We start from the raw sequence: 24,741 nt of genomic DNA, 5'->3' as shown, positions 1-24,741 counted from the left end.
ACAGTTACTTCAAAACAGCCAGGGCTGCTTCGTAGTTCGGCTCTTGGCCGATCTCGCTAACCAGTTCGCTGTGCAGCACATTGTCATTTTCGTCCAGCACGACAACGGCGCGTGCGGTCAGGCCTTTGAGCGGGCCATCAGCAATCGAAACACCGTAGTCCACCGCGAAATCCGAATCACGGAAGTCGGACAGGTTCTTCACGTTTTCCAGACCTTCGGAGCCACAGAAACGGGCTTGGGCGAATGGCAGGTCGGTGGAGATGCACAGTACGACAGCGTTGTTCAGCTCGTTGGCCTGGGCATTGAACTTGCGGACCGAGGTCGCGCAGGTCGGGGTGTCGACGCTTGGGAAGATGTTCAGCACTTTGCGCTTGCCTGCGAAGGTCGCCAGGGTCGCGTCCGACAGATCGCCGGCAGTCAGGGTGAAATCAGGGGCTTGGGTGCCGGTTTTCGGCAATTCGCCTTCAACCTGGACAGGGTTACCACGAAGGGTGACTTGAGCCATGAACGGAATCCTTATGCTGATTTGGGTTTAACGAATTCGAGAGGCCGAAGTTAACCACAAAGTACGTTCGCTACCTACCGCCAAACATAAATTGTCATGTCGCGGGTTATGGTTTAATTGCGCGCTTTGCGCCCTGCCCCTCAAGGAAAACGATGTCGATGAATGCCCCTGTCACCAAAGTCTTGGTCATTGGTTACGTCTGGCCGGAGCCCCGTTCCTCGGCCGCAGGCGGGCATATGATGCAAATCCTTGAGAGTTTTCTTACACAAGGTTGGGACATCACCTTCAGCAGCCCAGCGACCATTGGCGAACACAAGGCCGATTTGCCTGCGCTGGGTATCGCCGAATGCGCCATCGAGCTGAATAACAGCAGTTTCGATGATTTTATTCGCGAACTCGCCCCGGATATCGTGCTGTTCGACCGCTTCATGATGGAGGAACAGTTTGGCTGGCGCGTCGAAAAATGCTGCCCCGACGCCCTGCGCGTGCTGGAAACCTCCGACCTGCAGAGCCTGCGCGGCGCGCGTCACCAGCGTCTAAAGGATCACCTGAAGGCGCACCCCGACAGCGACGACTTCAGCGCCCTGTTTTCACCGACGTTGCAGGAAGAGTTCCGACTGATGGCCGAGACCGACCTGGCCAAGCGCGAAATCGCGGCGATTTACCGCTGTGATATCAGCCTGATGATTTCCGACGTGGAAATCCGCCTGCTCACCGAGCACTTCAAGGTGCCAGCCGCCCTGCTCCACTGGTGCCCGCTGATGCTGGAGCCGCCGACCGAGCCCTTCGCACCCTTTGAAGACCGCGCGCACTTTCTCAGCATCGGCAACTTTCGCCACGCGCCCAACTGGGACGCGGTGCTCTGGATGAAAAACAGCCTGTGGCCGCTGATCCGCCAGCAATTGCCGGGAGCGCAGTTGCACATCTATGGCGCCTACACGCCGCCCAAAGCCACCGCCTTGCATAACCCGGCGCAGGGTTTTCATGTGATGAACTGGGCCGAAGACGCCTTGCAGGTGATGACCGCCGCGCGTATCTGCCTGGCGCCCCTGCGATTGGGTGCCGGCATCAAGGGCAAGCTGGCCGATGCAATGCTCTGCGGTACGCCAAACGTCACCACGCCGATGGGCGCCGAAGCCATGGGTGACGAGCAGCCATGGCCTGGCGTGGTAGAACACAGCGCCCCTGCCCTCGCGGCGGCGGCGGTAGCCTTGTATCAGGACCGTGAACGCTGGACCCAGGCCCAGGAAGACGGTCGCCAACTATTGGCGCGGCGTTATGACCAGAAGGTCCACGGCCCGGCGTTGGTGGCGTGCCTGGAGCAGTGCCGCAGCCACCTCACGGCCCATCGCCGGGACAACTTCACCGGCAGCATGCTGCGCCACCACGCGCATAAAAGTACCCAGTACATGTCGCAGTGGATCGAGGCGAAAAACCGCAACGTCTAGACAGCGGCGCTGGCGAGGTTGCGCGCGAGGAGGCATTATCCTACGCAGCAACCACAATAAAGCGACGGCAGCATGACCCGAGCAACGCGTATCACCGACCCTTCCTACGAACTGATGGACGACCATAACGGCTTGTCCATCATCTATCGCCAGCACGGTTTCCCCTGCCCGCTGGTGCGCTGGCACTTTCACAAGGAATACGAGTTGCACCTGATCGTCGCCAGTTCCGGCAAGGTGTTCATCGGCGATTATATCGGCAACTTCTACCCGGAAAGCCTGTTCCTCACCGGCCCCAACTTGCCCCACAACTGGATCAGCCAGGTGGAGGAAGACGAGGTGGTGCCCAAACGCGACATGCTGGTGAACTTCACCGATGAACTGTTCGAGCAAGGCAGCCACATCTTCGCTGAACTCAGGAGCCTGGCGCCGTTGCTGGAGCGCGCGCAGTACGGCATCGAGTTCCGCTGCAAAAAAACCATCGCCCAGGCCATGACCTTGATGCAACGCATAGAGGACGCCCAGGGCATGGCGCGCCTGGGGCACTTCTTTATCCTGCTGGACGTGTTGAGCGCCTGTGAGGACTACCAACTGCTGTCCGGTGTGACCACACCGCAACTGGCCGATGAACACAGCATCGACCGTACCAACCGCGCGGTGGATTACATCTTTGCCCACTATGCGCGGGAGTTGCCGCTCGAAGAAGTGGCAGAATACTTGGGCATGAAGCCCACTTACTTCTCTCGCGTGTTCAAACAGGCCACCGGGCGCACCTTCATCGAGTTCGTCAATCGGCTGCGTATCAGCAAATCCTGCGAATTGTTGGCCGATGGGGATAAAGCCGTGACGGATGTGTGCTTCGAGTCGGGCTTCAACAACATTTCCAACTTCAATCGACGTTTCCAGCAGCTTAAAGGCATGACCCCTTCCCACTACCGGCGCCTGGCGGTGCAGCGGCTTACCGAACAGAACCTGGCTTGAACTCAATGCCCGACGCTTTACCGTAGGAGCCGGCTTGCCGGCGAACCCCCTGTAGACGCCGCGCTTATCCCGGTTTTGCGCGTTATCGTTGACCACCATCGCGCAAGCCGGCTCCTGCAGGGGGCACACCGGGCGAATCGTTTCAGCCATCGCCAGCACGAGTGCAAAAAAGTATCAGTCCCAGTGCGCCCAAGGATTTGTCACAACCCCATTTCAAGGCTGTAATCAACGCACACTCTTCCTGACGACCTGTAGGAAGACACAACAACAATAACTGTCCTTCTGTAGCCCCCTGGGCGCGGAAATGGAGTGCGCGATGAAGTTCACAGCAAAAGCACTGCTTGTTTCGACCTGCATGACCACCTGCATGACCCTCAGCGCCGTCAGCTTTGGCGCGCAAACCCTGACCATTGCCACCGTCAACAACAGCGACATGATCCGCATGCAAAAGCTCTCGAAAACCTTCGAGGCCGAGCATCCGGAGATCAAGCTGAACTGGGTGGTGCTCGAAGAAAACGTACTGCGCCAGCGCCTGACCACCGACATCGCCACCCAGGGCGGGCAGTTCGATGTGTTGACCATCGGCATGTACGAAGCTGCACTCTGGGGTGCAAAGGGTTGGCTGGAGCCGATGAAGGACCTGCCGGCGTCCTACGACCTTGACGATGTATTCCCTTCGGTGCGTGACGGTTTGTCCGTCAAGGGTTCGCTGTACGCCCTGCCGTTCTACGCCGAAAGCTCGATCACCTATTACCGCACCGACCTGTTCAAGGACGCCGGGCTGACCATGCCCGAGCACCCGACCTGGACACAGATCGGCGAATTCGCCAGCAAACTCACCGACAAGAGCAAAGAGCAGTACGGCCTGTGCCTGCGCGGCAAAGCCGGCTGGGGCGAGAACATGGCGCTGATCACCACCCTGGCCAACGGCTACGGTGCGCGTTGGTTCGACGAGAAGTGGCAACCTGAATTCAACGGCCCTGAATGGAAGGATGCGCTGAACTTCTACGTCGACAACATGAAGAAGTCCGGCCCGCCGGGTGCTTCCAGCAACGGTTTCAACGAAAACCTGGCGCTGTTCAACAGCGGCAAGTGCGCCATCTGGGTCGATGCCAGCGTGGCCGGCTCGTTCGTCACCGACAAGACCCAGAGTAAAGTGGCTGACCACGTCGGCTTCACCTTTGCCCCTCACGAAAAGACCGACAAAGGGACGTCGTGGCTGTACTCCTGGAGCCTGGCGATCCCGACCAGTTCCAAGGCCAAGGACGCCGCCAAGGTCTTCACCAGTTGGGCCACTTCCAAGGAATATGGCGCCCTGGTTGCCAAGACCGACGGCGTTGCCAACGTACCGCCAGGCACGCGCAAGTCGACCTACAGCGACGAGTACATGAAGGCCGCGCCGTTTGCCAAGGTGACCCTCGAATCGCTGAAAGTCGCGGACCCGACCAAACCGACGCTCAAACCGGTGCCGTATATCGGTATCCAGTTGGTGACCATCCCTGAATTCCAGGCGATCGGCACCCAGGTCGGCAAGTTCTTCTCCGGCGCGCTGACCGGTCAGCAGACGGTGGATGCTGCATTGACCGCCGCGCAGACCACCACCGAGCGTGAAATGAAGCGGGCGGGTTATCCCAAATAAAGTGGGTACACCACTGTAAAGGTGGGAGCGGGCTTGCTCGCGAATGCAGTCTTCCAGTTGATGTATCCGTGACTGACGCACCGCATTCGCGAGCAAGCCCGCTCCCACACTGACCGCGCTTCGACTCTAGTTCTGCATGTACCTGACTGGTTCTGATCCTATGAATACCAACACTGCCCAAGTGCAAACCGCCGTGTCGGCCAAACCAGGCAAAAACCGCCTGGCCAACCCCGGCTGGTTCCTTGTCAGCCCCTCGGTCGCCTTGCTGCTGCTGTGGATGATCGTGCCGCTGGGCATGACCCTGTACTTTTCGCTGATCCGCTACAACCTGCTCTACCCCGGTGAAAACCAGTTCGTGGGGCTGGAGAACTTCACGTATTTCGTGACCGACTCGGGCTTCTTGCCCGGCGCCACCAATACCCTGTTGCTGGTGGGCAGCGTGCTGCTGATCAGCGTGGTGTTCGGCGTGTTGATCAGCGCCCTGCTTGAAGCCAGCGAGTTCTTCGGTCGCGGGCTCGTGCGGGTGTTGTTGATCTCGCCGTTCTTCATCATGCCCACCGTCGGTGCGCTGATCTGGAAGAACCTGATTTTCCACCCGGTGTCGGGGATCCTCGCCGCGGTGTGGAAGCTGTTCGGCGCCGAGCCGGTGGACTGGCTGGCGCACTATCCGTTGCTGTCGATCATCATCATTGTGTCCTGGCAATGGTTGCCCTTTGCGATCCTGCTGCTGATGACCGCCATGCAGTCCCTCGACCAGGAACAAAAGGAAGCCGCGCGCCTGGACGGTGCCGGTGCCATCGCGATCTTCTGGCACCTGACCCTGCCCCACCTGGCCCGCCCGATTGCCGTGGTGGTGATGATCGAGACGATCTTCCTGCTCTCGGTGTTTGCCGAAATCTTCACCACCACCAACGGTGGCCCCGGTTACGCGTCCACCAACCTCGCCTACCTGATCTACAACCAGGCGCTGGTGCAGTTCGACGTGGGCATGGCTTCGGCTGGCGGCTTGATTGCCGTAGTCATCGCCAATATCGCGGCGATCATCCTGGTGCGGATGATCGGCAAAAACCTGACTGACAAGCCTTGAGGGCCGCGCCATGACGCTTCAACAATCCCGCCGCCTGCAAAGCCTGTTGCTCGGCACCCTGGCCTGGGCCATCGCGATCCTGATCTTCTTCCCGATCTTCTGGATGGTGCTGACCAGCTTCAAGACCGAAATCGACGCGTTCGCCACGCCGCCGCAGTTCATCTTTACGCCGACGCTGGAGAACTACCTGCACATCAACGAGCGCAGCAACTACTTCAGTTATGCGTGGAACTCGGTGCTGATCTCCTTCAGCGCCACCGCCCTGTGCCTGCTGATCTCGGTGCCCGCCGCCTACTCCATGGCGTTCTACGAAACCCAGCGCACCAAGGGCACGCTGCTGTGGATGCTGTCCACCAAGATGCTGCCGCCGGTGGGCGTGTTGATGCCGATCTACCTGTTGGCCAAGAGCTTTGGCCTGCTGGATACGCGCATTGCGCTGATCATCATCTACACCCTGATCAACCTGCCGATTGTGGTCTGGATGGTGTACACCTACTTCAAGGACATCCCCAAGGACATCCTCGAAGCCGCGCGCCTGGACGGTGCCACGCTGTGGCAGGAAATGGTCCGCGTGCTGCTGCCGATCGCCAAGGGTGGCCTGGCCTCTACCGTGTTGCTGTCGCTGATCCTGTGCTGGAACGAGGCGTTCTGGTCGCTGAACCTCACCTCGTCCGCCGCCGCGCCATTGACGGCGCTGATCGCCTCCTACTCCAGCCCCGAAGGGTTGTTCTGGGCCAAATTGTCTGCCGTCTCGACCCTGGCCTGCGCGCCGATCCTGATCTTTGGCTGGATCAGCCAGAAACAGCTGGTGCGCGGTTTGTCCTTCGGCGCCGTGAAATAACGGCCTTTTAATAAAAATTCAACGCGGAGGCCCATCCCATGGCCAACCTGAAAATCAAGAATCTGCAAAAAGGCTTCGAAGGCTTCTCGATCATCAAGGGCATCGACCTGGAAGTGAACGACAAGGAATTCGTGGTGTTCGTCGGGCCGTCGGGCTGCGGTAAATCCACGCTGCTGCGCCTGATCGCCGGCCTGGAAGAAGTCACCGAAGGCACCATCGAACTGGACGGTCGCGACATCACCGAAGTGACCCCGGCCAAGCGCGACCTGGCAATGGTGTTCCAGACCTACGCGCTGTACCCGCACATGAGCGTGCGCAAGAACATGTCGTTTGCCCTGGACCTGGCCGGTGTCGACAAAAAGCTGGTGGAAAGCAAGGTCAGCGAAGCGGCGCGCATCCTCGAGCTGGGCCCGCTGCTGGAGCGCAAGCCCAAGCAACTGTCTGGCGGCCAGCGTCAGCGTGTGGCCATCGGCCGTGCGATTGTGCGCAACCCGAAGATCTTCCTGTTCGACGAACCACTGTCCAACCTCGACGCCGCCCTGCGCGTGCAAATGCGCCTGGAGCTGGCGCGCCTGCATAAAGAGCTGCAAGCGACCATGATCTACGTAACCCACGACCAGGTTGAAGCCATGACCCTGGCCGACAAGGTCGTGGTGCTCAACAGTGGCCGTATCGAGCAGGTCGGCTCGCCGCTGGAGCTGTATCACCAGCCGGCCAACCTGTTTGTGGCCGGCTTCCTGGGCACGCCGAAGATGGGTTTCCTCAAGGGCAAAGTCACCCGTGTTGAAAGCCAAGGCTGCGAAGTGCAGTTGGACGCTGGCACGTTGATCAACCTGCCGCTGAGTGGCGCCACCTTGAGCGTGGGCAGTGCAGTGACCCTGGGCATTCGTCCGGAACATCTGGAAATTGCTTCCCCGGGCCAAACCACCCTGACCGTCACCGCCGACGTCGGCGAGCGCCTGGGCAGCGACACTTTCTGCCACGTCATCACCGCCAACGGCGAGCCGCTGACCATGCGGATTCGCGGCGACATGGCCAGCCAGTATGGCGAGACGCTGCACCTGCACCTGGACCCGGCGCACTGCCACCTGTTCGACACCGACGGTGTAGCCGTGGCCCGCCCACTGCGCGCCGCCGCCTGATTTCGCGAGAGTCGTGATGAAACTGAATAAGCAGAACCTCACCCAGTTGGCACCGCACGTGAAACTGCCGGCCTACGCCATTGCCAGCACCACCCAGGGCATCGCCCATATTGGCGTCGGCGGTTTCCATCGCGCGCACCAGGCGTATTACACCGATGCGTTGATGAATACCGGCGAAGGCCTGGACTGGAGCATCTGCGGCGTCGGCCTGCGGGCCGAGGACCGCAAGGCCCGTGACGACCTGGCCGGCCAGGACTACCTGTTCACCCTGTATGAACTGGGCGATACCGACGACACCGAAGTGCGCGTGATCGGCTCGATCAGTGACATGCTGCTGGCCGAAGACGGCGCACAGGCGCTGATCGATAAACTCGCCAACCCGGCGATCCGTATCGTCTCGCTGACCATCACCGAAGGCGGCTACTGCATCGATGACAGCAACGGCGAGTTCATGGCCCACCTGCCGCAGATCCAGCACGACCTGGCGCATCCGAGCGCACCGAAAACCGTGTTCGGTTTTATCTGCGCCGCGCTGACCAAACGCCGTGCTGCCGGCACCCCGGCATTTACCGTGATGTCCTGCGATAACTTGCCGCATAACGGCGCCGTGACGCGCAAGGCCCTGCTGGCCTTCGCCGCCCTGCACAATGCCGAGCTGCATGACTGGATCAAGGCCAACGTCAGCTTCCCGAATGCCATGGTCGACCGCATCACACCGATGACCAGCACCGCCCACCGCCTGCAACTACACGACGATCACGGCATCGACGACGCCTGGCCGGTGGTCTGTGAACCCTTTGTGCAATGGGTGCTGGAAGACAAGTTCGTCAACGGTCGCCCAGCCTGGGAAAAGGTCGGCGTGCAGTTCACCGATGACGTCACGCCCTATGAAGAAATGAAGATCGGCCTGCTCAACGGCAGCCACCTGGCGCTGACCTACCTGGGCTTTCTCAAGGGTTATCGGTTTGTGCACGAAACCATGAATGACCCGGTGTTCGTGGCCTACATGCGCGCCTACATGGACCTGGACGTCACGCCAAACCTGGCGCCGGTGCCGGGCATCGATTTGACCGAGTACAAGCAGACCCTGGTGGACCGCTTCTCCAACCAGGCGATTGCCGATCAGTTGGAGCGCGTGTGCTCGGATGGCTCGTCGAAGTTTCCCAAGTTCACCGTGCCGACCATCAATCGCCTGATTGCCGATGGCCGCGAGACCGAGCGTGCGGCGTTGGTAGTAGCGGCGTGGGCGTTGTACCTCAAGGGTGTGGACGAGAATAGCGTGAGCTACAAGATTCCCGATCCGCGTGCAGAGTTTTGCCAAGGGCTGGTGAGTGATGAGGCGTTGATCAGCAAACGGCTGCTGGGGGTGGAAGAGATTTTTGGGACGGCTATTCCCAATTCGCCTGAGTTTGTGGCAGCGTTCGAGCGGTGCTATGCAAGCCTGCGTGACACTGGAGTCACCGCAACCCTGCAGAACCTCCTGAAGAAACCGAATTAACACTGTGGGAGCGGGCTTGCTCGCGAATGCGGTCTGTCAGAGACAAATGTATCGACTGAAACACCGCATTCGCGAGCAAGCCCGCTCCCACTTTTTGATCGGGTTAACACTCCAAAAAATAAGACTGCTGAGCACCCCATCATGACCCAGCAAAACCTGTTTCTCGGCATCGACTGCGGCACCCAAGGTACCAAGGCCATCGTCCTCGACGCCTCCAGCGGCAAGGTACTGGGCCTCGGCGCGGCTGCGCACACCTTGATCAGCGGCGCCAATGGGCGGCGCGAGCAGCACACCCAAGAGTGGCTGGACGCCTTTACCGAAGCCACCCACCGCGCCCTGCAACAGGCCGGCGTGGACGGCCAGGATATCCTCGGTATTGGCGTGTCCGGTCAACAACACGGCCTGGTGCTGCTCGATGACCAGGGCCAGGTGCTGCGCCCGGCCAAACTGTGGTGCGACACCGAAACCGCCCCCGAGAACGACCGCCTGCTGGCGTACCTGGGCGGCGAGAGTGGCTCGCTGGAGCGCCTGGGCGTCGCCATTGCACCGGGCTACACCGTGTCGAAACTGCTGTGGACCCGCGAGCAGCACCCGGACATCTTCGCGCGCATCGCGCATATCCTGCTGCCCCACGATTACCTCAACTATTGGCTCACCGGTCGCGCCGTCGCCGAGTATGGCGATGCGTCGGGCACCGGCTACTTCAACGTGCGCAGCCGTGAGTGGGATGTGGCGCTGCTCCAGCACATCGACCCGAGCGGTCGCCTGGAACGGGCCTTGCCGCCATTGATCGAGGCCGATCAGGCAGTCGGCACGATCCTGCCCGCCATCGCCGAACGCCTGGGCATCAACCCCAACGCCATCGTCTCCAGCGGCGGCGGCGACAACATGATGGGCGCCATCGGCACCGGCAACATTGCCCCCGGTGTGATCACCATGAGCCTGGGTTCGTCGGGCACCGTGTATGCGTTTGCCGACCAACCCAACGTCAGCCCACAGGCCTCGGTCGCGACCTTCTGCTCGTCCAGCAGCGGCTGGCTGCCACTGATTTGCACCATGAACCTGACCAACGCCACCGGGGTTATCCGTGAGCTGTTCGACCTCGACTTGGCCGCGTTCAACGCCCTGGTCGAGCAAGCGCCCATCGGCGCCGACGGCGTGAGCATGCTGCCGTTCCTCAACGGCGAGCGCGTGCCCGCCCTGCCCCACGCCACCGGCAGCCTGCACGGCCTGACCATGACCAACCTGACCCGCGCCAACCTGTGCCGCGCGGTGGTCGAAGGCACCACCTTTGGCCTGCGCTACGGCCTCGACCTGCTGCGCCAGACCGGCCTGCAAAGCCAGAGCATCCGCCTGATCGGCGGCGGTTCGAAAAGCCCGGTCTGGCGGCAGATGGTGGCCGATATCATGAACACCGAAGTGATTTGCACCGAACAAAGCGAAGCCGCGGCCCTGGGCGCGGCGATCCAGGCGGCCTGGAGCCAGTCCGGCGAACCCCTGGCCAGCCTGTGCGACAAATGCGTGAGCGTCGACCCGGCCAGCCGTACGCTGCCGGTGGCGGCCAGCGTCAGCGCCTATCAACAGGCTTACGAGCGCTATCAACAGCACGTGGCAACCCTTTAAAGAGCGAACGACTATGTATCTGGTGTGTGGTGAAGCGCTGTTTGATTTTTTCAGCGAGGAGGATGCCAGCGGGCAGGCGTCCAAGGTCAATTACAAGGCGATTGCCGGCGGCTCGCCGTTCAACGTCGCCGTAGGCTTGCGCCGCCTGGGCATCGAGGCCGGATTGTTCGGCGGGGTGTCCACCGACTTCCTTGGCCGTCGCTTGTTGCAGGTGCTCAAGGATGAAGGCGTGAGCGAGCAGTTCCTGGTGGAGTTCGCCGCACCGACCACCCTGTCGATGGTCGCCGTGGGTGCCGATGGCTCACCGCAGTACAACTTCCGAGGCGAAGGCTGCGCCGACCGCCTGCTGGAAGTCGCCCACCTGCCCGCGTTGGGGGCTGACATTCGCGGCCTGCATATCGGCTCGTTTTCCCTGGTGGTGCAGCCGATTGGCGACACCCTGCTGAACCTGGTGAAGCGCGAAAGCGGCAAACGCCTGATCAGCCTCGACCCCAACGTGCGCCTCAACCCGCAGCCGGATATCCAGCTGTGGCGCGACCGCGTGGCGGAACTGGTCAAGCATGCCGACCTGATCAAGGTCAGCGACGAAGACCTGCACCTGCTCTACCCTGACCAGTCGCCGGAAAGCGTGCTGCAAGGCTGGCTGCAACACCGTTGCCAACTGGTATTCCTGACCCGTGGCGGCGACGGTGCCAGTGTGTTCAGCCGCCAGCACGGTAACTGGTCGCAACCGGCAGTCAAGGTGGTGATGGCCGACACGGTGGGGGCCGGCGACACCTTCCAGGCCGCGCTGATTGCCTGGCTGACCGAGCAGCAGCTTGACTCGGTAGAGGGCCTGCAACAGCTCACGCGGGCACAGATCGACGCCATGCTGGGCTTTGCCATTCGCGCCGCGGCGTTGACCTGCGGCAAGACCGGGCCGGACCTGCCGCATCGCCACCAGCTTGGATGAAGCTTTTGTCAGCCAGGCAAACATTAATCAATGGTTAATCCCGCAAGCCGAGAGTGAAGTTGTACCCACTTGTTGCGGAGAAACACCATGAAACTGCGCACGTTGATGCTCGGTGCCACCCTTGCACTGGCGGCTGCGTCTGGCCTGGCCCAGGCCGACGATCAAACAGCCGCCGTCAAACCCGTGCCTTACCACTACGGCCTGCCGATGAATATCGACAAGGTGCTGGCCATGAACGAAACCCCGACCGATGAGTGCAAGGTCATCAAGGCGGATATCAAGTTCCTGGATAAAGCAGGCAAGGTGGAAGACGTGAGCTACCGGAAAATGTCCGAAGCCTGCGACTTCCAGAACTGAGGCGTTGAAACAATAGAGCCAGGCCCGCACAAATAGGCGTACGCTTGCGGGCTTGTCATAAGGCTGAAAGGATTCGCCATGCTCTTGAATTTCCGTACCCTCGCCACCTTCACCGCCCTGCTGTGCTTCGCCCTCGCACTGGTCTGGGGCCTGCGACCCGACCTGCTGCTGTGGTTGTGGAGCGTGGAGTATTCCAACGCCACCGGGATGGTGTCGCGCCGCAACGCCGCGCTCTTCCTGGGTATCGGCATCATGTTCTACCGCGCCCGTCACGCGCCCCCTTCGGACACGCGCCGCGCCCTGACCACCGGGTTTATCACCGGGTGCCTGGTGCTGGCGGTATTGGGGTTTGGTGAGTGGATCAATGGCAATGCGGGGCCAGGCATCCTGCTGGCGGTGGCAACAGAGACCGTATTGGGCCTGGCGTTTATCCAGGCCCACAGGTCTTCTGTCCCTCACACTCAAGCGTCAAGCTAATAGAGGCTGCGCCCTCCCGCTCGTTGCAGGGCGGGTGCATGGGTGTGCTTGAGGTCTTCGCGCAACGCGGCGATCAGGTTGCAAATCGCTCGACTGCTGTCGAGTTTGTCCGCGTTGATACCTTTGACTTCCAAATCCACCCGGTCACGGTCGCGGTCGTCATAGACCTTGATCGTCAGCGAGGCATCTTCGGCTTTGGTGCATTCGCACCGTTTAGGCAGGAAACTTCCTTCAATGATGCTGCGAAGCTCTAGTTCCGAAAGCATGGTCAACCTCTCCTTTTCTGAGACTGCCAACAGAGTGTTATGAACCTGGCAGGCGCGTGCCCGCCACGTCTCGCCGACCCTGGCAGACGCTTGTAACTCCCAAGCCTACTCGGCAAAAACGGCCCTCGTTGTAACCTTTCCTCATAAGCACTGTGCGTTGTTATAGGGGTTGAACAGTGTCAATTGAATCGTCGTCGAACCGCTGCGATTAATCGTTTAACCCTGGGCTTCAAGTTAAACGGCGCCCTGGGCAGCCACCCTTTCGGCAACATGTCGCAAACTATCGAAGTTGATGTTCGCCCCGGAATTGATCGCCACCAGGGTCTGCCCGCGCAATGGGTGACGGGCCACGTAGTGGCGGATGCCCGCGACCGCCAGCGCACCGGAAGGCTCGGTGATGGAGCGCGTGTCGTCGTAGATCAACTTGATGGCGCTGCACAGTTCGTCGTTACTGACGGTGATGACTTCATCCACCCAGTCGCGGCAGATCTCGAAGCCATACGCGCCGACCTGCGCCACCGCCGTGCCGTCGGCAAACCCGTCGACGCTGGGCAGCACCACCCGTTCACCGGCCTGCAGTGCCGCCAACAGGCAGCTGGAACCTTCGGGCTCGACGCCAATGATGCGCACCTCGGGACGCAGGTATTTGACGTAGGCGGCGACGCCGGCGATCAGGCCACCACCGCCCACCGGCACGAAGATCGCGTCCAGCGGCCCTTGCTGCTGGCGCAGGATTTCCATGGCGACGGTGCCTTGGCCGGCGATCACGTCCGGGTCATCAAAGGGCGAAACGAAGGTACACCCGGACGACTCGGCCAACTGCAGCGCGTGGGCCAGGGCAAACGGGAAGCTCGCGCCGTGCAGCACCGCGTGCGCGCCGCGTGAACGCACGCCCAGCACCTTGAGTTCCGGGGTGCTGGCGGGCATTACAATGCGCGCCTCGATCCCCAGTTCCCGTGCCGCCAGGGCCACGCCCTGGGCGTGGTTACCCGCCGACGCGGTCACCACGCCACGGGCTTTTTGCTCAGGCGTAAGCTGCACCAGCTTGTTGTAGGCACCGCGAATCTTGAAGGAAAAGGTCGGTTGCAGGTCTTCGCGCTTGAGCAACACCTGGTTGCCCAGCAGTGCCGACAGGGCCGGGGCCGCCTGCAACGGCGTGCGCACCGCCAGGTCGTATACCGGGGCGGCAAGAATCTTCTTCACGTAATGTTCAAGCAGTCCCGGGTCGGCGGTGTGAGGCGCGGTGCAGGTGCTCATGGGTGTCTCCTGGCTTTTTGTCAAAAACCCTGGAGACGGAAAAACGAAACCCGCCTCTAGGGCGGGTTTGGGTACAGCCGTGTGCTATCCCGCCAAATGAGGAATGGCGGTAATAATGCTTGGCTGGCTGCGAAAGGCTTGAAATGTCATGTGACGAAACTAACCGGCGGCCTGCGGGCAAGTCAATGGCCAAGCGCCATTTGGCGGCCAGGGGTTTACTATTGATATACGAAACATATACGCTTTGTATATTGCTACCACACAGTGAACACCATGGGCATCGTCAAGATCACCGACCAACTGCACGAACAACTGCGCCTGGCCAGCGCCGCGATGGACCGTTCCATCAACGCCCAGGCCGAATTCTGGATCAAGATCGGGCTGCTCGCCGAACTCAATCCGCACCTGCCCTACAACGAGCTGATCAACAAACTGTTGCTGGACAAGCCCGACCTGATCCGGGGGCGCAGTTGATGATCAAGACTGCCGCACAACTGGCGGTGATGCGTGAATCCGGACGCCTGCTGGCCCAGGTTTTCACCCTGCTCGACGGTTTTGTCGCCGCCGGCCGCTCCACCCTCGAGCTGGACGCCGCCGTCGAAGCCTTCATCCGCAACGACCTCAAGGCCCGCCCCGCCAGCCTGGGGCAATACGACTACCCCTTCTCCATCAACACCTCGATCAACGAGGTGGTGTGCCACGGCATGCCCAGCGCCAAGGACATCCTCAAGGACGGCGACATCATCAACATCGACATCACCTTGGAAAAAGGCGGCTACATCGCCGATTCCAGCAAGATGTACATGATCGGCACCGTCGCCCCCAAGGCCCGGCGCCTGGTGGAGATGACTTTCGAAGCGATGTGGGCCGGCATCCGCCAGGTCAAGCCGGGTGCGCGCCTGGGTGATATCGGCCACGCTATCCAGAGCCATGCGCAAGCCAACGGCTACAGCGTGGTGCGCGAGTATTGCGGCCACGGCATTGGCCGACAGATGCATGAAGAGCCACAGGTCTTGCACTTTGGCCGTCCCGGCACCGGGTTGGAACTGCGTGAAGGCATGGTGTTTACCGTGGAGCCGATGCTCAACCAAGGCAGCTCGAAAGTACGCAGCCTCAAGGATGGCTGGACGGTGGTCACCAAGGACAACAGCCTGTCGGCGCAGTGGGAACATACCGTGGCGGTGACGGCGGATGGGTTCGAGGTCTTGACCTTGCAACCCGGCGCCTGAACGACACACCCCCTGTAGGAGCCGGCTTGCCGGCTCCTACAAGGACCGGTGTTCACACCACATTGGCGCCGCCCGCTATTCGCTTGAGCCCCACCACCATCAACCCCGCCCCAAGCCCCATCGCCAGCAGGAACAACGGATACGACACCCACCACGGCGTCCCCGCCGTCATCATGCTGAACTCCGACATGCCACCAATGCTCGCAATCAAGTTCAGCGGCAGGAACGCCACGTTGATCAACGTCAGCTTGCGCAACAGGTTGTTCATGCTGTTGTTCATCAGGTTGCCACGCGCATCGATCAACCCGGAAAACACGTTGGAATAGATCTCCGCCTGCTTGTAGCACTGGTGGTTCTCGATGATCAGGTCATCGATCAGGCCAAGCGTCTCTGCGCTGAAATGCTCCTTCTCGGCATGGTTGCGCAACCGCGACAGCACCGCGCCGTTGCTGTGCAGCGCGTTGATGTAATAGATCAGGCTTTCGCTGAGGCTGAACATCTGCATCAGGTGGTGGTTGCTCATGGACGCATTGAACTGCTGCTGCAACTCCCGCGCGACCAGCTTGATCACTTTGAGGTGGCCCAGGTAGTGATGGATGTTGTTGAGCAGCAGGTCGAGCAGTACGTCCAGCGGCGTGTGCAGCGGGCGGCGCTGACCCAGGCCGGTCAGCGGGGTTTCGTCGGTGGCGATCACCAGCAGGCGGCTGGGCGAAAACAGCAGGCCGCAGGACGACACCTCGAACACCAGGTTGCCGCCTCCGGAGTAGTTCTCCGGGCGTTTCCAGATCAGGAACAGATTGTCGGGGTGAAACTCGATACGCGAAACTTCATCAGGGTCCAGCGCCGAAGCCAGGGCGTGTTCGTCCAGCTTGTGATGGTCACGCAGCCACTCGCGCTCGGCCAGGTCAGGGTTGTTGAACAACAGGATCGGGGCATCGTCATGCTCTCCGCTGCGCAGCTTGCCATCGGCCAGTTCAAAGCGCTGGATCATCGCCGGCTCACCAGACCTGGCCCTGGCGCTTCAACTCCAGGCGCCGCACGAATTCTTCCAGCACCAAGCCGTAGAGGTCGTCCTGCAAATAGGCGTCCTCAATGCCCGCGTCCAGGTTGGGGTTGTCGTTGACCTCGATGACCACCACCTTGTCGCCGGACTGCTTGAGGTCGACGCCGTAGAGGCCATCACCGATCAGGTTGGCGGTCTTCACGGCCAGCTCTACCACGGCCTTGGGTGCTTCGTGGACCGCGAGGGTGCGGCACTCGCCGTTGATGTCCTGGCCGATGGCCTTGTGGTTGTAGATCTGCCAATGGCCCTTGGACATAAAGTACTGGCAAGCAAAGATCGGCTTGCGGTTGAGTACGCCGATACGCCAGTCGTACTCGGTGTAGAAGAATTCCTGCGCCAGCAGCAACACCGAATGCTCGAACAACTCGGCAGTCGCCTTGAGCAAGGCTTCCTGACTTTCCACCTTGATCACCCCACGGGAAAAGCAACCGTCGGGGATCTTCAGCACCAGCGGGAACCCCAGGCGCTCGCCGACCCGCTCGAAGTCTTCCGGTCGCTCCTTGTACAGGATCTCGGTGGCGGGCATGCCCAGTTGATGGCTGTTGAGCAGGTCGGTGAGGTACACCTTATTGGTACAGCGCAGGATCGACGCCGGGTCGTCCATCACCACCAGGCCTTCGCTTTCGGCTTTCTTGGCGAAGCGGTAAGTGTGGTTGTCGACGCTGGTGGTCTCGCGGATCAGCAAGGCGTCGTATTCGGCCAGGCGCGAATAGTCCTTGCGCTCGATCAACTCCACATCGATGCCCAGGCCCTTGCCCACGCGGATGAAATTCTCCAACGCCTTGGCATTCGACGGCGGCAATTGTTCCTGGGGATCGTGCAGGATGGCCAGGTCGTAACGGGCCAGGCGCCGTGAACGTGGCTGGCGCCAGATCTTGCGGCTGAAGTTGTCGAGGGCGTGGGCGAATTGATCTTCCTGATCATCGCGCAACTTGTGCAACACACCGGACTTGACCCCTTCGATATGCCAGCCGTTATTCTTTTTAAAATCAACTAACAGGATGGGGCACGGGAACGCCTCAAACAATTGACGGGCCAGATCCTGCAACGGTTCTATATTGGTCCGGCCAAAGTAAAGTGTCAGGGTAAAGCCTTCGGTATTGCTGTAAAGATGATGACTCAGGGCTTTATCAAGGGTCTTGTCCAGGTCGTCCAACGCGAGGCCGTACAGCGACTTCCTGGTCAGTTCGCTGATGGTACGCACCGACGGAATCACCTTGTGCCCACGGGCTTCGGCGAGCAGCGAGCAGTAATAACCGTGCCCCAGGTACTTGTAGCTGCGGCACAGGTTGATCACCTGGACACGCTTGCCGGTCTCGTTTTCCCGGGTCTGTTCCAGGTACTCCTGGGCGGTGACGATGTCTTCGCTGGGGAAGTAGGAGGCCCAATCTTCCTTGCGCTCGACAATGATCACTACTTGACTGGCTCCTTTGAGGGGGGCGGGAAAATAACCTTTATTAGTTATTGTCGCCGCGAGCGTTTGCTCGGATACTTCACGCCAATGACCTTGTACCGCCGACATAATATTTGATCCGCTTTAGAGAACTCGACCTTTTCTATTAAGCACGATCTTTTAGAGAAGTCCCGTTTCGTTACGCAACTTTTACGGCGGTCATATGGCTCTTTGCTTTCGCGTTGCAACCCCCTGCGATGTGCCCGAATTGGTGGCACTGGAACAACACTGTTTCACCACCGACCGGCTGTCTACGCGCAGTTTCCAGTGGATGATCAGCCGCGCCCACGGCCACTTGCTGGTGGCGGAAAATGACGGGCAGTTGCTTGGCTACGCACTGGTGCTGTTCCATCGGGGCACCTCGCTGGCGCGCCTGTACTCCATCGCCATCGCCGCGCACGCGCGCGGCCTGGGGCTGGGGCTGGGCAAACAGTTGCTCGCCCGCATCGAAGCCATTGCCGTGGACCACGACTGCGCCTACCTGCGCCTGGAAGTGCGCACCGATAACCCCGGCGCCCTTGCCTTGTATGAGCGCAATGGCTACCGGCGCTTCGCCCTCATCAACGACTACTACGAAGACCACACCGCCGCCCTGCGCCTGGAGAAACGCATCGTCCAGCATCAGGATGCGCGCCCGCAAAGCGTGCCGTATTACCAGCAGACCACCGACTTCACCTGTGGCGCCGCCTGCCTGCTGATGGCCATGGGCGCACTGGTGCCTGCGCGCGTGGCGCAACGGCGTGAAGAGCTGCAGATCTGGCGCGAAGCGACCACCGTGTTCATGACGGCCGGCCATGGCGGCTGCAGCCCCCAAGGGCTGGCGCTCGCGGCCTGGCGCCGGGGCTTCGCGGTGCGCATGCAGGTGAATGTGCGCGGGCCGCTGTTTCTGGACGGTGTGCGTGATGCACATAAAAAGGACGTCATGCGCCTGGTACACGAGGCGTTCGAAGAGGAATTGGCCGGCAGTTGTGTCGAGCAAGTATTCGGCGGCGCGCTGGACTTGCCTCAGGTACTGCGCGACGGCGGCCAGCCGCTGGTATTGATCAGCAGCTACCGCCTCACCCGCTCCAAGTCACCGCACTGGGTGATGGTCACCGATTGCGACGAAGACTTCGTCTACCTTCACGACCCGGACGTGGACCATAGCCAGCACCGCCAACCCCTGGACTGCCAGCATTTGCCGGTCAGCCATGGGGAGTTCGAGCGCATGTGCCGGTTTGGCAACAACAAACTGCGCGCGGCGGTGGTGGTCTTCAAGCCACCTGCTTGATCGCGGCCTTGGCTTCCAGTTCGCGCACCAGCGGCAACACGCGTTTGCCGAAGTATTCGACTTCTTCCTGGAAGTGCAGGAAACCCGCGAGCACCAGGTCCACCCCCACCGCCTTCAGCGCGACAATGCGCTCGGCGATCTGCTGCGGTGTGCCGATCAAGTTGGTCTTGAAGCCATCGTTGTACTGCACCAGGTCTTCAAAGCTGGACTTGGCCCAGTTGCCCTCGCCTTCCGGTGAGGCCTTGCCGGCCTGCTTGGCCGCATCACCAAAGGCATTCACGGCTTCCGGGTCGGCCTTGTCGATGATCTCTGCCAACACGGCGCGAGCTTCTTCCTCGGTGTCGCGGGCAATCACGAAAGCGTTGACGCCGACCTTGACCGAATGGTTATTGGCTGCCGCCTTGGCGCGAATATCATCGACCTGGGCCTTGATGCCTTCCGGGGTGTTGCCGTTGGTGAAGTACCAGTCCGACACCCGTGCGGCCATGTCCCGTGCCGCCCGTGAACTGCCGCCCTGAAACACTTCCGGCTGGCCCAGAGGCTTAGGCTTGAGGGTGTAATGGTTGAAACGGTAGAAATCGCCCTTGAAGGTGAAGTCGTCCTGGGTCCAGATGCCTTTGAGGGCGCGGATGAATTCTTCGGAACGGCGATAGCGCTCGTCATGCTCCAGCCAATGTTCGCCGATGGCCTGGAATTCGCCCTTGAACCAGCCGCTGACGATATTCACCGCGATGCGGCCGTTGGTGAGCTGGTCGATGGTCGCCAGTTGCTTGGCTGCGAGCGCCGGTTGCCATGGGCCAGGCAGTATCGCAGCGATCACCTTGAGGGTGGTGGTCGCCGCCAGCAGCGCATGGCTGAACGCCACGGACTCATGCTGGTTTTCGGCGCCGTAGCCGGCGGTGAAGCGGATCTGGGTGAGGCCGTATTCAAAGCCCGCGGCTTCGGCCAGTTGCGCCAGTTTGCGGTTGTAGTCGATGCCCCAGTGGGTGCGTTGCTCGATCTTGCTGACCACCAGCCCACCGCTGACGTTGGGCACCCAATAGGCAAATTTCACGGCTTGCTGACTCATCGAACAGTACCTCGCACAAAGGGATGTACCTAGTGCTTGAGCAGCAAGCGTGCCAGGCCCGGGAAACGCCCGTGCCTGGGGCGCAGGAAGCAAGGCCGGGTGCCGACGCCGATGTCGCAGACTGTGCTGGTTTGTCGATCAGCTGTTGCCAGGGCAACAGTGGCTGGCGACTTTGCCCCGCAAATACGGGCGCCGACACCCGGCACGGACTGTGCAATCTACCCTGTATTGATCACTGCCCAGGAACCTTGCCCATGACCGAACAACACGTTATCAACCCGCTGTCCACCGGCGTCGACTACCCGACCTTGGCCACACGCTTCCGGCCGATTTTCCAGCGCATCGCAGAAGGCGCCGTAGAGCGTGAACACACACGCACCCTGCCCTACGCACCGATCCAGTGGCTGAAAGAGGCCGGCTTTGGCGCGGTGCGCGTACCGGTGGAATACGGCGGTGGCGGCGCCTCCCTGCCGCAGTTGTTCGAGCTGCTGATCGAACTGGCCGAAGCCGACTCCAACGTGCCCCAGGCCCTGCGTGGGCACTTTGCCTTTGCCGAAGACCGCCTGAATGCACCGCCCAGCGCCGGCCGCGACCTGTGGTTCAAGCGTTTCGTGGCCGGCGATATCGTCGGCTGCGCCTGGACCGAAATCGGCAATGTGGCCATCGGCGACGTGGTCACCCAGGTCAGCCCCGACGGCGACCGCTGGAAGCTCAACGGCGAAAAGTTCTACAGCACCGGCAGTATATTCGCCGACTGGATCGACGTGTACGCCCAGCGCAGCGACACCGGCGCGGACGTGATCGCCGCCACCCGCGCCCGCCAGCCTGGGGTGGTGCACAGCGACGACTGGGACGGCTTTGGTCAGCGCACTACGGGCAGCGGCACGTCGCGTTTTACCGATGCGGTGGTAGAGGCGGACAACGTCATCGACTTTTCTACCCGGTTCAAATACCAGACCGCGTTTTACCAGTTGGTGCTACTGGCCAGCCTGGCCGGTATCGGCCGCGCGGCGCTGCGTGACGTGGCGCATCAGGTGCGCAGCCGCAAGCGTATCTACAGCCATGGCAATGCGGCCCATGTCAGCCAGGATTCGCAGATTCAACAGGTGGTGGGCGAAGTGGCTGCCCTGGTGTACGCCGCCGAGGCCAGCGCGCTGAAAGCGACGCTGCCGGCGCAACGGGCCTATGTGGCGCGGTTTGGTGGGGATGAGGAGGTGGAGCGTGAGGCCAACGTGGCGGCTGAGATTGAGTCGGCTAAGGCGCAGGTGGTGGTGTCGGAGTTGGTCCAGCGTGCGACCAGTGAGTTGTTTAATGCATTGGGGGCTTCGGATGTGCGTCAGGGTAAGGCGCTGGATCGGCATTGGCGTAATGCACGGACGGTGTCGTCGCATAATCCGGTGATTTACAAGGCGCGGATTGTGGGGGATTGGGTGGTGAATGGGGTTGAGCCGCCGTTTGTTTGGCAGATTGGGAATGGGCGGGGTTGAGCCTGGGTTTTGAGGGTATATCCGTTGCTGCGGTAACGGCTGCTATGGGTTCCGCCCTTACGGCGGGTCACTTTGGAAAAGCCCCAAAGTAACCAAAGGGCTCTTGCCCCAACACTCGGCACCTCGCCTAGGCTCGGTGTGCCCGTAATCCGACAGGTATTCAGGGGGCCGCCGCCACGCGCCATCCATGGCGCGGGGCGGCTAAACCGGCATCCCTGCCGGTTTACCCCCCAAATCCCTGCCGAATTCCGGCCAGCGTGTTTGACGGGGCGCCTAAGATCAAAATCAAAAGCAAGAGCACAGCGGCCTGACAGCCGGCTTGAGTGGTGTAGAGCAAAGGCAAAGGCCAACGCGGTCCACTGTAGGAGCCGGCTTGCCGGCGATGGTCGTTAACGATGATGGGGGTACATCTGGATAAACACGGCGATCTCACGTTTTTCGCCGGCAAGCCGGCTCCTACAATGGACCGCGTATCCACGGTGCGAAGCGAGTCGCTCTTGATCTTGATCTGAGGCGCCCCGTCAAACACGCTGGCCGAACGCAGGCTTTGGAGCGTGGGTAACCCGGCAGGACGCCGGGTTAGCCGCGCTGGGCCAAGGATGGCCCATCGCGGCGGCCCACGCTCCAAAGCCGGAGTGAGGGCACACCGAGCCTAAGCGAGGTGCCGAGTGTTGGGGCAAGAGCCTTTTGGTTACTTTTGGGCTCTTTTCAAAAGTGACCCGCCGTAAGGGCGGAACCAATACCAGCCATCACCCAAACAACGGATATGCCCCCAAATCAAAACGCCAGCTTATAACCAATGGCCATCAACATGACCGCCAAACAAGGCCGCAACACCCCATCTGGCAGCTTGCCAGTCATATGACTGCCAAGGTAGATCCCCGGCAACGACCCCATCAACAGAAACCCGAGCAAATGCCAGTCCATGTTCCCCATGCTGGCATGCCCCAGCCCCGCCACCAGGGTCAGCGGCACAGCATGCGCGATCTCAGTCCCCACCAACCGCCGCGTAGCCAGGAACGGATACAAAATAAACAACGCCACCGTCCCCAACGCCCCCGCGCCAATGGAGGTCAGGGCCACCATAGTTCCGAGGATCGCCCCTGTCACCACCGTGAGCGCATTCAGATTGCGCGGGCTCATGTGATAGTCATCACCCGCATGTCGCTGGGCAAACGCCAACAGGCTTTTCTTGAACAGAATCGCCAAGGCCGTCAGCAGCAACACCACACCGAGCGCCTGCTTGATCACCGCGTTCATGGCACTGGGGTCGGTATGCAAGCTGGCCAGGAACCAAAGGGTCAGCAACACCGCAGGCACGCTGCCCAAGGTCAACCATCCAGTGATGGTCCAGTCGATATTCTTGTTCTTGCTGTGCACCAGCACACCACCGGACTTGGTGATGGCCGCGTACAACAAGTCGGTGCCCACCGCCGTGGCAGGGTTGATGCCGAACCACAGCAGGATCGGGGTCATCAACGAGCCCCCACCCACACCGGTCATGCCCACGATAAAACCGACGATCAGGCCAGCAACCACAAACCCAACATTACCCACATCCATTACAGCTACCTGCGGCCTTATAAATTTCTGGCCGCAGGATAGCGATTTTTCTTATAACGACTTATATCAATATGATCTGACTTTATGCCTTTTAGCTCAGACGTTGACAGACGTACGCTTGGGTTTGATACGGAAAGGCCACGGTGTCGCGCCCCTTCAGTGAAGGATGCGTGTCGATCAGCGCCTGCAATTGCGCGGTCACCACAGCCTTGGACGCCTCCGGCAGCGCGGCAATAAAGCTCACGGAGAGAAAGCGATCCATGATCACCTCCTGAGGGCTGCCCACATGGCTGTAGGGAAAACAGGTCACTTCGGGCTCGGAAAAGTACTCGCCGGTGAAGGCTTCACGCCAACGCCCGGTATGAAAACGCGGGGTATCGCCCTCGTAGGGGGTGATGATGTCGGTGATGGCCGCGACCCAATCCACCGATTCATCCCGCACGTTCCACACCAGGCCAAGGCGGCCTTGGGGCTTGAGCACGCGGTGGATCTCCGCCAGGGCCGCCTCGGTGGAAAACCAATGGAATGCCTGGGCGCACACCACCGCGTCTGCGCTGGCGGAGGGCAATGGGATGGACTCAGCAGTGCCATTGACCAGGCGCACATCGGGCAGCAGTTTGGTCAACTGCGCGCCCATGGCCGCCACGGGCTCGACGGCAGTCAAAGTCGGTGCCAGGGTGCTGAGCAAACGGGTGAACTTGCCGGTGCCGGCGCCCAGGTCGATCACGCTTGACTGGGCATCGATGCGCAATGTCTCGGCCAGCCAGCCTGTGAGTTGCCTAGGATAGTCCGGCCGGCCTTGGGCGTAGGTGACGGCCTGGGTAGAGAAACCTTGTTGAGCAGACGTGTGTACACCAGTCATTGCCAATCTCTCCTCGGGTATAGCGGGGGGCACAGTGTGCGCCCTCCGGACTTTTTTTTCTAATCGCTGCATCCAATCGTGCGTGCCGTGGGTAGTCCTTTCAGTCACCCCGCTGTTCTACTGAAATGGAGAAGTACCCATGAACGCTAAAGCACTGTTCTGCCTCACCGCCCTGCTCGCTGCGGCACCGGCCGCCTTTGCCCAGACCGGCTTGCCCGACAGCATCAAGGTGCCGGACGGCCACAAGGTCGCGCTGGAAACCACCGGCGTCGGCGAAATCACCTATGAGTGCCGTGACAAGGCCAACGCCGCCGGCCAGACCGAGTGGACCTTTGTCGGACCCAAGGCGGTATTGAATGACCGCAGCGGCAAGCAAGTGGGCACCTACTTCGGCCCACCGGCTACGTGGCAGGCCAAGGACGGTTCAAAAATCACCGGCACCCAGTTGGCCGTGGCCCCCTCGGGCGCGGGCAACTTGCCGTATCAATTGGTCAAGGCCAACCCCGCTGAAGGCAACGGCGCGATGAGCGGCGTGAGTTACATCCAGCGCGTGGCCCTCAAGGGCGGCGTGGCGCCGAGCAGCGAGTGCACCGCAGCCAACAAAGGCAAGCAGGAAGTGGTGAAGTACCAGGCGGATTACATTTTCTGGGCGGCCAACTGAGTAAAGTCGTCTAC

The 24,741-nt window shown here is 61.0% G+C and carries 24 protein-coding genes; 16 read left to right on the top strand and 8 right to left on the bottom strand.

All coding sequences use genetic code 11. From position 1 onward, the window contains the following. Positions 1 to 4 precede the first annotated feature (4 nt). Complete coding sequence (gene tpx / locus KUA23_RS12940) at positions 5 to 505, bottom strand: thiol peroxidase (RefSeq protein ID WP_078048174.1); 501 nt, start codon at positions 503 to 505, stop codon at positions 5 to 7. 158 nt (positions 506 to 663) lie between these two features. Between tpx and KUA23_RS12935 the strand changes: the two genes are divergently transcribed. The 11 genes from KUA23_RS12935 to KUA23_RS12885 all read left to right on the top strand — a co-directional run bounded on the left by KUA23_RS12935 (position 664) and on the right by KUA23_RS12885 (position 12,547). Further along, positions 664 to 1,953: a glycosyltransferase gene (locus KUA23_RS12935; protein WP_252994072.1), complete on the top strand. Its 1,290-nt coding sequence runs from the start codon at positions 664 to 666 to the stop codon at positions 1,951 to 1,953. A 72-nt stretch (positions 1,954 to 2,025) separates the two neighbouring features. Beyond that, entirely contained in the window at positions 2,026 to 2,931 is a 906-nt protein-coding gene (locus tag KUA23_RS12930) for an AraC family transcriptional regulator (RefSeq protein WP_078048172.1), read from the top strand. Between the two features lie 355 nt (positions 2,932 to 3,286). Next, the gene (locus KUA23_RS12925; RefSeq protein ID WP_371857080.1) at positions 3,287 to 4,570 is read left to right on the top strand and encodes an ABC transporter substrate-binding protein; all 1,284 of its coding nucleotides are present in this window, start codon (positions 3,287 to 3,289) and stop codon (positions 4,568 to 4,570) included. A gap of 160 nt (positions 4,571 to 4,730) precedes the next feature. Continuing rightward, entirely contained in the window at positions 4,731 to 5,657 is a 927-nt protein-coding gene (locus KUA23_RS12920) for a carbohydrate ABC transporter permease (RefSeq protein WP_078048170.1), read from the top strand. A gap of 10 nt (positions 5,658 to 5,667) precedes the next feature. Next, positions 5,668 to 6,498, top strand: coding sequence for a carbohydrate ABC transporter permease (locus KUA23_RS12915; RefSeq protein WP_003173672.1), 831 nt, complete (start codon positions 5,668 to 5,670; stop codon positions 6,496 to 6,498). A 38-nt stretch (positions 6,499 to 6,536) separates the two neighbouring features. After that, positions 6,537 to 7,640, top strand: coding sequence for an ABC transporter ATP-binding protein (locus tag KUA23_RS12910; protein ID WP_078048169.1), 1,104 nt, complete (start codon positions 6,537 to 6,539; stop codon positions 7,638 to 7,640). Between the two features lie 16 nt (positions 7,641 to 7,656). Continuing rightward, entirely contained in the window at positions 7,657 to 9,138 is a 1,482-nt protein-coding gene (locus KUA23_RS12905) for a mannitol dehydrogenase family protein (RefSeq protein ID WP_078048168.1), read from the top strand. A 141-nt stretch (positions 9,139 to 9,279) separates the two neighbouring features. Further along, positions 9,280 to 10,761 carry a xylulokinase gene (gene xylB / locus KUA23_RS12900; protein WP_214497662.1) on the top strand — a complete coding sequence of 494 codons (1,482 nt, stop codon included), beginning with the start codon at positions 9,280 to 9,282 and terminating at the stop codon, positions 10,759 to 10,761. Positions 10,762 to 10,774: 13 nt separating this feature from the next. Beyond that, complete coding sequence (locus KUA23_RS12895) at positions 10,775 to 11,713, top strand: carbohydrate kinase family protein (protein ID WP_099492699.1); 939 nt, start codon at positions 10,775 to 10,777, stop codon at positions 11,711 to 11,713. 87 nt (positions 11,714 to 11,800) lie between these two features. Then, positions 11,801 to 12,070, top strand: coding sequence for a DUF2790 domain-containing protein (locus tag KUA23_RS12890; RefSeq protein ID WP_092249050.1), 270 nt, complete (start codon positions 11,801 to 11,803; stop codon positions 12,068 to 12,070). Between the two features lie 78 nt (positions 12,071 to 12,148). Then, positions 12,149 to 12,547, top strand: coding sequence for a hypothetical protein (locus KUA23_RS12885; RefSeq protein WP_078048164.1), 399 nt, complete (start codon positions 12,149 to 12,151; stop codon positions 12,545 to 12,547). Here the strand turns inward: KUA23_RS12885 and KUA23_RS12880 are convergent. Further along, positions 12,544 to 12,813 carry a DUF1652 domain-containing protein gene (locus KUA23_RS12880; protein WP_078048163.1) on the bottom strand — a complete coding sequence of 90 codons (270 nt, stop codon included), beginning with the start codon at positions 12,811 to 12,813 and terminating at the stop codon, positions 12,544 to 12,546. The genes KUA23_RS12885 and KUA23_RS12880 overlap by 4 nt on opposite strands. Positions 12,814 to 13,047: 234 nt before the next feature. Continuing rightward, positions 13,048 to 14,070, bottom strand: coding sequence for a threonine ammonia-lyase, biosynthetic (gene ilvA, locus KUA23_RS12875; protein ID WP_099492698.1), 1,023 nt, complete (start codon positions 14,068 to 14,070; stop codon positions 13,048 to 13,050). Positions 14,071 to 14,343: 273 nt separating this feature from the next. Here ilvA and KUA23_RS12870 point away from each other — a divergent pair, with 273 nt between their 5' ends. Both KUA23_RS12870 and map read left to right on the top strand, forming a co-directional pair. Next, positions 14,344 to 14,544, top strand: coding sequence for a ParD-like family protein (locus tag KUA23_RS12870; RefSeq protein ID WP_003190946.1), 201 nt, complete (start codon positions 14,344 to 14,346; stop codon positions 14,542 to 14,544). Continuing rightward, entirely contained in the window at positions 14,544 to 15,299 is a 756-nt protein-coding gene (gene map / locus KUA23_RS12865) for a type I methionyl aminopeptidase (protein ID WP_078048161.1), read from the top strand. The genes KUA23_RS12870 and map overlap by 1 nt, the downstream gene beginning before the upstream one ends. Positions 15,300 to 15,351: 52 nt before the next feature. On the opposite strand, the gene KUA23_RS12860 is transcribed toward map, so the two are convergent. After that, positions 15,352 to 16,290 carry a magnesium transporter CorA family protein gene (locus KUA23_RS12860; RefSeq protein WP_252994071.1) on the bottom strand — a complete coding sequence of 313 codons (939 nt, stop codon included), beginning with the start codon at positions 16,288 to 16,290 and terminating at the stop codon, positions 15,352 to 15,354. 7 nt (positions 16,291 to 16,297) lie between these two features. Next, complete coding sequence (locus KUA23_RS12855) at positions 16,298 to 17,884, bottom strand: RimK family ATP-grasp domain-containing protein (protein ID WP_100490908.1); 1,587 nt, start codon at positions 17,882 to 17,884, stop codon at positions 16,298 to 16,300. Between the two features lie 94 nt (positions 17,885 to 17,978). On the opposite strand from KUA23_RS12855, the gene KUA23_RS12850 reads away from it, so the two are divergent. Then, positions 17,979 to 19,085 (top strand): GNAT family N-acetyltransferase/peptidase C39 family protein, encoded by a 1,107-nt coding sequence (locus tag KUA23_RS12850; RefSeq protein WP_252994070.1) that lies wholly within the window; start codon positions 17,979 to 17,981, stop codon positions 19,083 to 19,085. Here the strand turns inward: KUA23_RS12850 and sfnG are convergent. Continuing rightward, positions 19,069 to 20,154 carry a dimethylsulfone monooxygenase SfnG gene (sfnG, locus tag KUA23_RS12845; RefSeq protein WP_078048157.1) on the bottom strand — a complete coding sequence of 362 codons (1,086 nt, stop codon included), beginning with the start codon at positions 20,152 to 20,154 and terminating at the stop codon, positions 19,069 to 19,071. The genes KUA23_RS12850 and sfnG overlap by 17 nt on opposite strands. A gap of 254 nt (positions 20,155 to 20,408) precedes the next feature. Between sfnG and KUA23_RS12840 the strand changes: the two genes are divergently transcribed. Beyond that, on the top strand, positions 20,409 to 21,641 hold the full coding sequence (locus KUA23_RS12840; protein WP_252994069.1) for an acyl-CoA dehydrogenase family protein: 1,233 nt from the start codon (positions 20,409 to 20,411) through the stop codon (positions 21,639 to 21,641). 777 nt (positions 21,642 to 22,418) lie between these two features. Here the strand turns inward: KUA23_RS12840 and KUA23_RS12835 are convergent. Together KUA23_RS12835 and KUA23_RS12830 are read right to left on the bottom strand one after the other, a co-directional pair. After that, positions 22,419 to 23,204 carry a sulfite exporter TauE/SafE family protein gene (locus KUA23_RS12835; protein ID WP_100490910.1) on the bottom strand — a complete coding sequence of 262 codons (786 nt, stop codon included), beginning with the start codon at positions 23,202 to 23,204 and terminating at the stop codon, positions 22,419 to 22,421. 91 nt (positions 23,205 to 23,295) lie between these two features. Then, positions 23,296 to 24,066 carry a class I SAM-dependent methyltransferase gene (locus tag KUA23_RS12830; protein ID WP_252994068.1) on the bottom strand — a complete coding sequence of 257 codons (771 nt, stop codon included), beginning with the start codon at positions 24,064 to 24,066 and terminating at the stop codon, positions 23,296 to 23,298. Between the two features lie 139 nt (positions 24,067 to 24,205). Here KUA23_RS12830 and KUA23_RS12825 point away from each other — a divergent pair, with 139 nt between their 5' ends. Next, positions 24,206 to 24,727 carry a DUF3455 domain-containing protein gene (locus tag KUA23_RS12825; RefSeq protein WP_078048153.1) on the top strand — a complete coding sequence of 174 codons (522 nt, stop codon included), beginning with the start codon at positions 24,206 to 24,208 and terminating at the stop codon, positions 24,725 to 24,727. The last annotated feature ends 14 nt before the right edge of the window (positions 24,728 to 24,741 follow it).

It is taken from the genome of Pseudomonas pergaminensis, assembly GCF_024112395.2.
GTDB classification, from domain to species: Bacteria; Pseudomonadota; Gammaproteobacteria; order Pseudomonadales; family Pseudomonadaceae; genus Aquipseudomonas; species Aquipseudomonas pergaminensis.
Note: the sequence above shows the minus strand (reverse complement) of the source record. Positions and strands in the feature narration are given on the sequence as shown.